The sequence below is a fragment of the Flammeovirga aprica JL-4 genome, from assembly GCF_012844305.1.
Classification (GTDB): Bacteria; Bacteroidota; Bacteroidia; order Cytophagales; family Flammeovirgaceae; genus Flammeovirga; species Flammeovirga aprica.
On sequence record NZ_JABANE010000082.1, the window covers coordinates 1 to 14,291 of the forward strand.

At 33.8% G+C, this 14,291-nt stretch carries 5 protein-coding genes; 1 reads left to right on the forward strand and 4 read right to left on the reverse strand.

Annotated elements, in window-relative coordinates; genetic code table 11:
• Nucleotides 1-310: 310 nt before the first annotated feature.
• On the reverse strand, nt 311-6,652 hold the full coding sequence (locus tag HHU12_RS23660) for a T9SS type A sorting domain-containing protein (RefSeq protein ID WP_169659210.1): 6,342 nt from the start codon (nt 6,650-6,652) through the stop codon (nt 311-313).
• Nucleotides 6,653-8,098: 1,446 nt separating this feature from the next.
• Here HHU12_RS23660 and HHU12_RS23665 point away from each other — a divergent pair.
• Nucleotides 8,099-8,965, forward strand: coding sequence for an SDR family oxidoreductase (locus tag HHU12_RS23665; protein WP_169659211.1), 867 nt, complete (start codon nt 8,099-8,101; stop codon nt 8,963-8,965).
• A 155-nt stretch (nt 8,966-9,120) separates the two neighbouring features.
• Here HHU12_RS23665 and HHU12_RS23670 read toward each other — a convergent pair whose 3' ends face one another.
• The 3 genes from HHU12_RS23670 to HHU12_RS23680 all read right to left on the reverse strand — a co-directional run bounded on the left by HHU12_RS23670 (nt 9,121) and on the right by HHU12_RS23680 (nt 13,879).
• A complete protein-coding gene (locus HHU12_RS23670; RefSeq protein WP_169659212.1) occupies nt 9,121-9,717 on the reverse strand; it encodes a hypothetical protein in 597 nt (198 codons plus the stop codon).
• Between the two features lie 51 nt (nt 9,718-9,768).
• Nucleotides 9,769-10,431 (reverse strand): hypothetical protein, encoded by a 663-nt coding sequence (locus HHU12_RS23675; RefSeq protein WP_169659213.1) that lies wholly within the window; start codon nt 10,429-10,431, stop codon nt 9,769-9,771.
• A 394-nt stretch (nt 10,432-10,825) separates the two neighbouring features.
• Nucleotides 10,826-13,879: a CHAT domain-containing protein gene (locus tag HHU12_RS23680; protein ID WP_169659214.1), complete on the reverse strand. Its 3,054-nt coding sequence runs from the start codon at nt 13,877-13,879 to the stop codon at nt 10,826-10,828.
• Nucleotides 13,880-14,291 lie beyond the last annotated feature (412 nt).

Below are 14,291 nucleotides of genomic sequence, written 5' to 3' on the forward strand. Positions count from 1 at the left end.
AATAATTTTACGTAAAACACAGAATACATGAAAGTTATAAATGATTAACATTCATTACGAGGAACTCAGGAGAACGCTTTAATAAAGATGGGCAAAGAGGTAGTGCTTGGAGATTTCAGATGTATATCCGCTATGATATTTAAACAACTTTTTTTAGTTGAAATAATTAAGAGTTAAGAAGGAAGATTTAAGGTGGTTTGTGTGGTGGTCTGCGATGATGTTGTAATAAAACTACATCACTTTTACAGACCACAACACGACTCACCTTAATTCTTCAGTCTTAACTCTTTATTTATCTAAATCAAACAGCTTATTGTACAATCAGGCGTTGAATACCAATACCGCTTTCAGTATTGACTTTCAAAATATAAACGCCAGTATTCAAGTTTGAAATATCTATTTTATACTGCTGCAAACCAGTAATATTCTCTACTTTCAAGACCTGTCCAGAAGATGAAACTACAACTAATTCCATTTCTCCTTCAATTGCCGGTACTCGTAAAGTCACATTACCTTTAGCAGGGTTCGGGAACAGTTTCATTTCTTTTGAAAGCTCACTTTCCAGAGAAGTAGTTGGATCTGTTACGTTTCCTTCTTTATCCACTGTGAAAGTAATACTCATTGAGAACGCTTCATACATTGAAGTAGCCTCTGAAGATAATGTTACTTCATAAGTTCCAATCGTATTCAGTTTTAATGAATCACCTTCAATTACACCATCTCCAGAAACCATGCTGACTGTTAGTTCTACATTCTCATCTGTGATGAAATTAGGTAAGAAATAAGCACCTGTCTCAGTGATGTTATCAAAGAAATCTGTCTTATAACCTGCAATCAACATCTTATCAACTTCAATTGTGAATACAGAATCAAATGCTGAATAAGTATTGCTACCTGTATTGTAAGCTCTTATCAGCAATTCTCCAGGAGCATTGATTGTTAACGTTGTATCTGTAGATTGAATACCTTGTGATATTCCTTTGATTTTCATAGGAATACCCTGATCAGTAGTATAGTTTTCAGGAATTTCATAAACTCCTGTTGCTGTAATCATACTGATAAACTCTTCTTTTGCTAGTGATTGAGCAGTTTTATTGATCACCATAAAGCTGATTGTTCCTGAGTATGCCTCATACATAGGTGTTGCTTCTGAAGTAAAGAAAACCTCATAGTAACCTACTTTATGAACAATTAAAGTATTACCATCAATTACTGCATCTGCTGAGTTCATGCTTGGCGTAAGCACTACATTTTCAGCTGTCACAAATTCTGGCAATGTGTAAGTACCTGCTTTTTTCACTGTATTGAAGAAGTCCGTGCTGTAAGTTGCAAGCGGTGATTTTTTGACATCAAGAGTTACTGTTGTATCAAGTGCCGCATAAATACTGTCACCTTCATTATATACTCTCAGTTTTGTTTCTCCAGAAGCATTGATCGTCAGAGTATCATTATGAATTGACGCATTAGCAGATACCGCTTCCACGTTTAATGCTAGCCCTTGATCAGAACTGTAATCTGCTGGAATAATATATTCTCCAGTGGTAGATATTTCACTGATCAATCCATCTTTTAAGATCGTCTGCGTTGCTTTTTCTGCTACAGAGAAAGTAATACTTGTAGAGTAAGCTTTATACTTCGAAGTAATACCAGATGAAAGCAATACTTCAAAATTACCAAGTGAATTAATTGTCAATCTATTGCCTAAAATCTCTCCATCACCTGAAACAAGACTTGCTGTTAATCTTACTCCCTCATTGGTCACAAATTCCGGCATTTGATACGATGCTATTGCTGTAACACTATCAAAGAAAGTAGTTTCATAAGATGCCAGTGTCAACCTTTCTGTATTAAATGTCACTATGGAATCAAATGCGAAGTAGTTATCTGTCGCTTCATTGAAAAGTCTCAATTGCACTTCTCCTGCATTATAAATTGACAGGTTATTTCCTCTCACAATAACATTCCCTCCTACAGCTTGAACAGATAAAGGTAATCCTTGATCTGTGCTATAATTAGCCGGGGTAGTATATTCACCAATTGTTGAGATACCGCTAATAAAGCCTTCTTGGTTAATCGTTTGATACTTTTGCAACACAAATGGAATTCTTGTAGAGAAAGCCTCATTGATCACTGTTGCTTCTGCTGAAAGTTCCACTTCAAAGCTTCCTTCACCATAAAGTCTCAATGTGTCCTCCTCGATTTTTCCATTTCCTGAAATAAATCTTGGTGTTAATACGATTCCTCTTTCCGTAATAAACTCAGGCATTGTATAATTACCTTTATAAACCAGTGAACTGAAGAAGTCTGTTTCATAAGAAGCAATGTCTAGTTTTTCCACCTCAAAAGTGACTGTTGTATCAAAAGCAAAGTAATTATGATCTCCATTGTTATACACTCTTAATGTAACGTCACCTGCCTCAGTAACTTGCAATGTATCATCTGTGATCACTACATTTTGAGTTAAAGCTTCAATAGTGGATAATACATTTTGATCCGTTCCATAATCTTCTGGGATGATATATCTACCTGTAGTAGTAATATCACGGATAAATTCACGTTGATGCACCGACTGATAAGGATGATTGATAGATAGTGTAATCACCGTATCCAAATCATAATAATAATAATTATCTCCAACGTTGGTTAAATGCAAACGAATATCGCCCGTAGAATGAATAATCATTTTATTGTCAGCTGTAAGTTCAGCATTTCCTTCTTCCAATTCTACGTGGAAAGCACGATCTTGATCTGTCCTAAACCTTGTTTTATCATCAAGTTCATATGTACCCGGAACAACAAGGTTTGAAATCAGGTTATTCAATGTCTGATCCTTTACTCTAACAGTATCCAATGACCATAGGAAACCTACTACCTCATTTGAATAGTAAATATCCCAATTGATGAGCACTGAATCTTTAGCATTAAGTCTAAAATCTATATCAGTGTCGAAATAATCATAATACATTCTATTACCGCCACATTGATCATATACTCTTACTCTTGTTTTGCGATTAGAAACATCTTTTGAATTTAACTTTACAATTACATCTTCATCAGTCTTTAGTTTATACCATACATCTTTGTTATCATTGATAAAAATCCCCTCTGATACTTCATAAGCTTCTTCGCATGAATTTGCTTTATAGAAAGTATAACCACTATCAACGCCCTTCCATGAACTGATATCAGCAATTTTTGTGTTGTTTGGTGTATTAACTAAATCTATTGTTCTTACAAATGTTTCTCCCTTAGCATTTACTTCTCGTAAACTATCTGTATAGGCTATTACAAATGAGAAATTAACTGTATCTAGATCTTCATAAAATGTGATCTCATAGTGATCCTCTTCCTCATTATATTCCAATTGGTCATTATAACTTAAAAAATGATCCATATCACCTACTGCATATATCTCTGAAGTCCAAGGGAGAGTTCTAGGTACATTTTCAACTATTAATGTTTTTAATACCCTTGATTTTAATGTCCATTCAAAAGATTTTTCATTTGAATAATAGTTATCAACTTTAAGCAACAATGTCTCACCCTGATCAAGCTGATAAGTTAAACCATTATACCTCGATGCTGAAGCAACTGATTGACCACCACATTCATCATAAATATAAAACCTATGGTATACATATGGTGCACTAAAAATTAGTTCTACATCTTCAACTGCTGTGTAGGTATACCACTGTTCCTTCAGCCCTTTAATATAAGTTCCGTCCTCAGTTATTTCTATTGCAGTCTCACAAGTATTTTCTACAGGTGGAATAGAATCCCAAGCGATAACAGGTGATAATTCAGTATAATCATCATCAGTTGCAGGGTTGATTGTTCTAGTTACAGATTCTCCATCTGCATCAACCTCAAAAAAGAGATTTAGTTCATTAAGCTCAAAGTTAAAATTATACTCATTATAACTTTCTGATAGTACTAATTCGTAAACTCCACTTTCTTCTGTATCGTTTAATGTAAACCTCTGATTATAATAATTATTATTCAATTTTCCATAAGCACTAATTTCTACCCCTTCAGGAGTATTCTCTGGCACTGATCGTAGCACATAAGTTTTAAGATAGTTTGCTTGAAGCTCAAACTTAATTGCCTCGTTTTTATTTGAATAATAATCCTCTAAACTAAAATAGATGACTTGTCCTTTATCTAATTTTAACGTTCTAGTGTGACTCGATGAGGAACTGTAAGAGGTGTATATACCCTCTCCACCACAAGCATCATATACTTTTAAACGTGACCCATTGCTATCGAATACTTTAATTTTCAGGTTCATTCTTCTATCTGCTGTAAAATGATACCACATTGAGGTATTTTCAACATAATGAACTTTTCCTAATTGTGTTTCTTTACTTTCTGCACAAGAATAATTTGGACTAGCGGCTGGACTAGTTTTCCATGCCATTATATCCTCTATTGTATTTCGGCCTGACATTGTAGATAGATCCACACTTCTGACCACATACTCACCACTTGCATTAACTTCCGAAAATTCTCTGTATTTCCTCAAAGTGAAAAAATAATTAAATGATCCCAAAGATTTAGGAAGTCTTAATTCGTATTGCTTTGTAGTTGGGTTTAGCACTAAAGGATAAGAACGACTTGTAGAGTCATTGTTTGTTAATCCACCTACCGTATAGATTTCATTATTTTCAGGAGTATTATCCGGAATATTGTTGACTACTAATGTTACTAACTCTCCTTTTTCCGTTAATTCATTTGAATATAATGTTAGATTAGGCCAATTCGAATTTGTTATTCTACATTTATATCTAGCTCCAATATTATCAGCATATGAATAGGTATATGAAGATGATGTAGCACCACTGATAACAGACCCATTTCTATACCATGTATAGGTATTACCATCAGAAACATCTGTATTACTCAATGTAGTTGTCCCTTCAACAATATTCTGAGACATTAATAAATCATATTCTTCTTGATACCTGTAATCAATAGATGCACTTGAGATTGATCGAAAAGCAATTAAATCATCAAAAGATAAACTATTACTTCTAATGTATAGATAACTTAGATTTGGTATATTATAAACACTCTCGGGAATAGTAGTAAATTTATTATTACCTATATATAATGATCTTAGACTTGAACAATTCGCTAATTCTGATGGTAAGCTATTAATTTCTGTTCGGTCTAAAAATAAATATTCTAGATTGGTAAAATTTCCAATTTCAGATGGTATTGAAACTAAAGGGTTATTATTCAAGTTTAAGTACGTAAGATTTGGTAGACTATAAAGTGCTTGAGGAAATTCTTTGAATTCACAATAATCTAGTCTTACATAGTTGAGTGAAGTGAGTGTACTTATGATATCATATGAAATCAAAGCATTGCTTCGGATAATTAGTCTTTCTAAGTTTAAAAGCTGACTGATTGATGAAGGAAAACCTTCTATGTAAGCATATTGCAAGTCAAGGGTTTTCAGGTCGGTTAAATACTGAATTTCTTCAGCAATAACGCTATTAAATTGATTATAGGAAAAGTCTATCACTGTAACTGTATAGTATGTATACCCTTTTTCATCAATTCTACTTTCTGTAGCTATACCGTACCAATCATTTACAGGAGCATCTGTCAACCAGTTTGATTGATTAGTCCAATTTTCACCATTATTTTTCTTGTAAATCGCTTCTAGTGCTTTATACTGTTGAGCTGGTATTCCATTAAAATAAGGCTTTACGTCTACAATAATTTCAGTTGAAGTAGAAGTATATGAACCTGATTCCAGTACATTGACTTTAAGTTTTATTTCTTCATTTCCATCGATTACTGCATCTCTATTAAAGACCAATACATTACCTACCAACTTTACTTTATCACCTGCATTGACCAAAGAATAAAGGATACTAGCATTGGAGTTTGTTGTTCCTTCTATGGTAATACTATCACCTAACTCACCTGCATAAGACTCAGGAAAGTCATAAAGAAAACTCTTTTTCTTGCCAGAATTATCCAATAATATGGTTACCATAAATGTTTGTTGAGCAATAATTTCGTCATTTTCATCTTGCATTACTGCCAAAACTTCTTGACTACCTGTGGCACCTAAACCTTCAATTGTCTCTCCATCGATGCGAATCACACCATTGTTTTTTCCTGCTATAGAATACTTTACAGGGTAACGAGATATATAATTGTTAGAAGGAACCTTTTTTTCACCATACCAAACAGAAAAATCTTCAATGGAAATATCATTCTTGTATTCTCTATCTTGGTTATCTTTTCCCGTTAAATTCCAATCAAATGCTCCTGACCCACCATAAACGTCCCATTTGAAGTAAAGTGTTTCACCTTGATAATTTTTGACATTTAGAGTTACTTTAGACTGGGTTGTACCATTTGCATTTCTACTGTAAGCAATATACCCTCCCCCACATCTGCTATATACATAAACTCTAGTATCTTTTGTGGTATGTCCTATACTTGAAAGCTCTAGAGTCTCCATGTCATCAGGTACTTGGTAGGAGAACCAATGTGGCTCAGGTATTTTGGTATTTATGCCAATCATAGCTTCTGTGGCATTATCACAGCTATATTGTGCATAAAGATTCAGCACACTAGCTAAGAAAAAGAGAACGCTAAAACCGCTTATTCTCAATAGTTTGTTTCTTTTCATTTTTGAAAAAGAGTTAGAAAAATAATTTTGTTTTTAATTTGTACCAGCTAAAAATATACGGGTAGGAAACAACAGGGTGTTATACACCATAAACTATCTCTTGCTGTGAGATACTGTCTATCGTAAGAATATTTGCTTAGTACTTACTACATTGTAAACTAAATTATCGTCAACTTTCAATCGACATTTCTATGAGCTTTCAATGATCTTCTTTCAAGCTTCCTTCTTCTTCATTTTGTCTTGAAACAAAAACGAAGCAAAAAATTCAAGGCTTAGAAGTCAAAAGCTAAATTCCATTTCTTTCGCCTAAATGATTTTAAACTCGCTTTGCTCAAACAAGAAAATCATTTTTAACGGCTCATTACATGAAATTCTTAACGCTTTTCCCTTCAAGGCCGGGAAAGTGCTACCAATCTACAATGGTAAAAAGTCCATTGGCTCAAATGTAAAGTGATAGTATACTTAGTTTACAAGGTAATTACTGTCCTGTAAGCTCAATTCGTGAAGTTTTTTGCTTTCAGACGACATAACTACCCTGTTCCATGGCCCTGCTTTTCTCTTTTGAGAGTGTATTAACCATAAATAATAGAGAGAGTATTAATGTTATCTGTGTCGGTCATTACGAAATCTCCTTATTTCTTTGAGCAAAAAAGAACATTCATTTTGTTTACAGTACAGACACTTTTGTATGGCAATGATGTAAATTCTAGGACTTTTTGGGTACTGCAGATACTACTCCATAAATGAGATTATGGGTATTGATACGGACATCAACAGTACTGTAAAGCTTGTTTGCATTATAAATCTATACTACCGTTAGTTTGCTTCTGATCCTAGTAGTTTACGTTAAACAAAAAGTGTATTTTTTAAATGATTTGATGCTTCACAATAGAAGCTGATTGGTGTGTTTGTGGCGAAAATTTATTTAGCCACAGCTTCAATGACTGAACCGAAAGTCTGTTTTTTGCATGAAGAATGTTTAGTACACCAACTAATGAATAGAGAGAGCTAAAACAGCTCGTTCTCAATAGTTTGTCTAAATTCATTTTTGAAAAAAGTTAGAATATTTTTTATATAATTTTGGAAATAGTGTTAGAAAAATATTTTATTTAAAGATTTTGCTTAAGCATTACAAATATAAATTAAATCCGAAGATAATTCCTAAAATTCTCTTATGTTATATAATATTAACATAATTATTTTCAACAGATTAGAGGAAGAGAAAAGGCATTGTCTACTCTATTACATGTTATAATAATAAGCTACTGAATTAAATTAAAAATGTATTACTTTTATTTTATCAAAATAGCCCTCTGATTTTTCTGACACTCCAATTCCGCATTATCTCACTTCAAGTTCTCTTTCCAATACTTCAAGTCTACTTCAGTACGTATTTGTAAAATTAATCTTCTTGCTTTGCTCCCTATCTTTCCTACAAAAAACATTATGAATATATTAATTACAGGAAGCAGTAGTGGATTTGGAAAACTAACAACAGAAACATTACTTGTTGAAGGCTACACCGTATTTGCTACTATGATAGGTGTTGCTACTTTTTCTAAAAAAGCAAAGGAAGAATTACAAACTTTTGCACAAAACACCAAAGGACACTTACATATTATGGAGCTAGATGTAACAAATCAAGACTCTATAAATAATGCAATAAATGAAATTTACAACATTGTAGATCAGATAGATGTACTGATCAACAATGCAGGTATTGGTGGAACAGGATGGACCGAAGCTTTTCCAGAATCACAATTCACAAAAATATTTGATGTCAACGTGTTTGGTGTGCAACGTATGATGCGTGCTGTATTGCCACAGATGAGAAAACGAAAAGAAGGACTGATCATAAACCTTTCCAGTATTCAAGGTAGAGTGGTGTTTCCTTATTCTGGTATTTATACCGCCACTAAGTTTGCTGTAGAAGGACTGACGGAAAGTTATCATTATGAGCTTTCACAATTTGGGATTGATGTGGTGATGGTACAGCCCGGCGGTTTTAAAACTAATTTCGAATCTGTTCAGTCTGGGCCACATGATCAGGAACGATTAGAAAGTTATGGAGAACTGATCAATGCACCGGATGAAGTTTGGGGTGCTCCTGACGAGGACAAAGACTTTTTACCTCATCCACAACCTGTGCCGGACGCAATTGTACAATTAATAGAAATGCCGAATGGAAAACGTCCGATCAGAACCACTGTTGATCCTTTGTTAAATTCTTTAGGTACTGCAGCAATAAATGAGACAGCACTAAAAGCACAACAAGACTTAGCTACACATTTAGAGTGGAAAGTAACAGTTTAAAACATCAATTTGTGAATAACTTTATATAAAAATGTTGATAACTCAATATCAAATTAAAGTTATTCACAAATTTAGACTTATTCACAGACTTATTCACAATTAACCACTTGCTTGTGAACATTTTCAAATAACCCTTTTCATTATAGAATTGAAGGCTATTTTTCTTCAGAGTTATCAACATCTTTAAATAAAAAAGGATAAGTTTTCGACTCCCAATTGTTAATTTCTTCCTTTAGAAGTTTCTTAATTTCTATATTATCCTCATATTTCAACAATGCTCTTCTGTACGTTTGCTTTAAATAATCTCTTATCCAAGCCGTTGTCGCTCCTCCATCACTCAGCACTTCCACAGCTGTTTCTTGTGCAAGACTTTTCCCTTTCCATTCTTGATCATAATTCCAAACATCCGACAGCATGACCACATAGCGTATAAACTCAAAAGTGGGCACAGTCTTGAATTCAACAATATGATACCCTTCTTTTGTGTCTTTTCTGACATTCACTCTTGATTTTATATTCTGTAAAAAAGGCAGCTGAAAGGAGGAAACTCTTAATTTGATACTCGGAATATTATCTTTCATAAAGGCTGCATCAGGTGTAGACCTAAATTGAAAATCAGGAACTACAACTCCTACAAAAGATTGAATTGCATACTGAAACTCATCTTTCAATTGCTTTATTTTTCTTTGTTGCTGTTTGTTATCCGCTTTAAGAAACTCCTTTCTCTTGGTTATCGATCTGATTCCCTCCACCTCTATGATGGATATATTTTTATAACCAATACTGTCAGGAAGTTCATTTTTTTAATTGACCTTTATACTCATTAAGTACAATTTCCCGTACAGATTTTCCCTCACTTTTATAGGCAATACCTTCTCCCGCTTTACTTCTTTGAAAAAATGATACTCTACCTCTATAAACTCCAGTCGACCGATACAAATCATCACATCATCAAACCACTCCAGCCAATTATTTTGATTGATTCTCTGATTTCCTTTTTCAAAATCAATATTCTCAAGATACAGTTGCGGGTCTGTCAGCAATCTTGAGTTCTCTTTTGTCTGACTGATCAGTGCTTTCAGGTTGAATAATTCCTGAACAGTAGACAAATAAGCTTGCTCGGTTCTTAATTGATAGCCTATTCTTACTCCTTTTTCCACTCCCCTCACATACTGCTTATTATTTCCTATTTGCTGACGTAAAATATGCTCTTCAAAATCTTCAAAAGACACTATCACTTCCTTCACAACTAATGAATATTCATTGAGTAGCTTCTCATTGTAGCGGATAAATGTTTTATAAAAAGCATCTTTCAGTTTTTTTTCTTCTGCTTTTGAACTACATGTCTGCAATTCATTATTCAAGTTTTGATTTAAAGTATAGAAATAGACGATATCATCTTTATTTTTCAACAATAGGTCTACATATTCAATAAAGGAGAATAAATTCTGATGTGCGTTTTTCATGGTAAAGGGATTGAGATAAGAACAGGCTGTAAAATTTATAATTTACGATTTTTATCATCGCATAAATTTCAATAACAATATTTAACTTTCTTATCTAAATGGGTTTCAAGAACTATTTCTTTTAAAAATACATACTCCTAAATAAATCGCAAAAATTCATAGTAAATTTGTAACATTATCTATAACGTATCATTTATAATTAGACTAATGATGTGTGATGATTTACTTTAAAAAATTATCTATACCCAAACTTCTTTTGCTGTGATTAGCAAATACTCTATTTTGTAGTTTTCACTACAATGGTTAATGTTCGGTAAATCATCTTTACCTGTATCGAACTGAAGGGTTGAGCTCTATCGCTTAACCCTTCTATCAGGTGACAATAATCCACTACTTATTGCACATGCACAAAAGCCGCCCAATAATAAGGGTGTTCGTACTCTTCTTTCAGCTTTTCCTTCGCCTTCACAACCGCTGCATCTATATCAGACAATTCCACATAATATTGATAAAAAAGCGTCATAAACTTTTGCGTGGCAGCATCATCTACTGTCCATAAACTAATGATCTGATGCGCTATTCCTGCTAGTTTGAAAGCTCTTTGGAAACCGTACACCCCTTCTGATCTTGTGCTCTGACCAATACCCGACTGACAAGCTGAAACAATGGCCAAGTGAGTTTTCCTTAAATCGTAATTCGACAGTTCACTTGCCATCAAGATACCGTCATTTTTATTTTCAAAGCTTTTCCCTGTTTCCCAAAAATAATTAGCCCCTGAAAATACAATTCCGGCTCTATTCATAGGATCAGGGTCGGCATAGATTTTTTCAGCTCCTTTATAGAAACCCTCAGCGATGTTCTCCTTTTTAATATAAGGAGAAAAGTAGGCATGAGAAGCAATATGAAGGATATCTGTAGGGGCTTTACAATATTCTATAAACTGATCTTCCGTAGCGGCATTTCCAGTATACAAGTCTACTTCCACCGATGATGAAGCCAATTCTTCTCGAATTAAATCTACTTCTTTCAATGTACCTCTTAAGTAATTGAAAGTACCTCCTACTATTTGCTGTTGTTGTTCCTGCTTATTGTTTCCACTCTTTTTTTCCTTGACTTTCAACCCACGTTCTCCATCATTTTCCTGTGGATTTTGGAAAGCCTGATCATCATAATTCATCCCTCCAAAAATTGTTGCTTTTCGGGGAGATAGTTTTGTTTGACGAGCTAGAAGTGATGTTTTCCCTACTCTTTTCAATCTAAATTCTTTCCCTAGCCTTTTCGCATTTTCTTCTGATGTGAGTTTTAATGCCTCTAAAGAAAGACCGTGTAAAATGCCAGAAGGAGAATAATAAATCGTTTTTACATCTGATAAATAAGGGCGTAAAGGGTCTATGATTAGCTTCACAATTTGTTCTCCATTTTGATTGTAAGTGAAATCAACCCCTTCTATCTCGCTCATAGGTCGCTCCGGTTCCATCCACTGTTTAAGGTCGCTTTCCTGACAAAGTGGAATGATCACAGGAGATTCCATTTCCTTTTTCAACACCAAAGCCGCATAACGGTCAGGGGCATAAAAAACATATTCTACTGCTATCTGATTAGGTTTTAAAGCACTTTGTACTTCTTTCCATTCTACATTATTTTTCTCCATTTCAGAAAGCACTTCCTTCTTGGTTTTCAAGGCCAATTCTTTGTGCAAACCATAACTGATATCTTTCAGACTGTCAATGTCCACTCCTTCTTCATGAAAAAGGATCTGTTTTCTTACTTTCATCCATTCCTCAAAAAGGTTCTTATAATCTTTATTTTTGCTGTCTACAGCATATTTTCTAATGGCAATCACAGAAGACAAATCTATTTCTTTCGATAGAAGTGTATAATTATACGCCAGTTCTTTTGTTGCTTTTAAAGTACTTTTTTCTGCTAACTGATAGATCACATCACCACATTCTTCTGCTATTTTTATCACTTGCTTTCGGTCTGCTTTAGAAGGCGTCAGCATTATATTTCTGATCAAAAATTCAAATTCAGCGTATTCTTTCAGCACTTTTTCAAAGTCAATTTCATCCATTTTCCCTTGTTGCATCAGCACTCCAACGTATTTCATATAATACATTCTGATATACAATAACGCACTATGACTGTTGTCTGTCATTCCTTTCAGATGCTCCATTTCCTTGGTCGATTGATCATAAGCTTTCATAATATACTTTTCAGCATCCGACAAACTGTTCTTGTGCATGCACACTTCATAAAGAATATAATAAGTTCCTGAATGCACTTCTTTACCCTCTTTTTCGCTCATTGCTATCAACTCCAGACAAGCATCATACGCTTTTTCATATTGTTTTAATGCAAAAAGTGATGATACTTTCATGTTGACAACTCCCATATAGAAAGGATTTTTAATATCTGCTGTTGCTAAATATTCCTCTGCTAGTGTCAATGTTTTTTCATACTCCTCTAATTGTAAATAAGAGGAAATCAAAGCAGTTTCATTATTTAAAAGTCCTAATTCTTTTTGCTTCAGCTGCACTTCCAGCATCTTCTCATAGTCACCCTGAAGCATATATAAACTATTCAAATTCAGCAAGAAGATTTGATAATAGTAATTTTTGGTATCATTAGAAGCTTCTAGCTGTGCTATTGATTTATTGACTAAATTGGTGGTTAAATAATACTGATTGGTATTGTACATTTTAGAAACAAGCATCATCACGGTTGCATAATCAAGTGATTCCTTTTCCAGGTACTCTTCTCTTATCCGTTGGAAATTCAACGATTCTCGTTTTGCATTTGTCCAAAAAGCCTGAACATCATTATAAAATTCTTTATATTTTTCTTTCTCTAATGGACTTGCTTCAGTATACAATTTTTCAAGGCATTCTAAGTAAGGAGTGACATAAAAAAACTTATCCGCTATTTTCTGTAGTGGATTGACCATTGCATTCTTTTGAATCTGAATAAAATGATAGGCTTCAATGATCTTATACAGCTCTTTGAGTTCTTCAAAATTTTCCTTTTTATCCATTTTAAAATAAAATAAAAAGTCCTGTACTTCTTCCAGGTAATCTTCTCTTAATTGTGTCACTGCCTTGTTTTCTTCAGGCCCGAAAAAGTTCATCACTTCTTCCGTATCCACACTTCGTAAAAAGAAGTTTTTCCCATTCATTTCTGCAATCACCTGCTCTACCCACTTACTTTTCCAGTCCTCACCTTGTTCTTGCACATAGCTGATTCTTAGTTGCATTACTCTCTCTCTTTCAGCTTGCATTTCTGACAATGATGCTCTTAAGGCTTTAGAGTTATTGATACTCTGAGCACTTGCTTGAAAGTGAAAACACAAAAGAAAGAATAATAGTGACTGCAAAGTTTTTGAAATGTGGCTCATGGATTTTTCTCTGTAATAGTCTGTTTGATTTAAACTGATGGAAGGATCTAATTTCAAGATTCAAGTATTAAAATTAAACAAAACAGCTAAATGAAAAAAGTACAACAAAATTCACGAGAATTATTTAAGTGTGCTGTAAACTAAATTATCATCAACTACCAATCGATATTTTTGCGAGCTTTCTATATTCTACTTCCAATCTTACTTCTTCTTCATTTTTCCATTGATGAAAAACGAAGCAAAAAATCTAGGCTGTGAAGTCAAAAGCTAAATTCCATTCCTCTTGCCTAAATGATTTTAAACTCGCTAAAGCTCAAACAAGAAAATCATTTTAACGGCTCATTACATGAAATTCTTAACGCTTTTCCCTTCAAGGCCGAAGATAGTACTACCAAACTAATTGAGCAGAAATTCCACATATGAATCACAAAAAAAGACAACCGCAATGCAAATGATCACGATTGTCTAA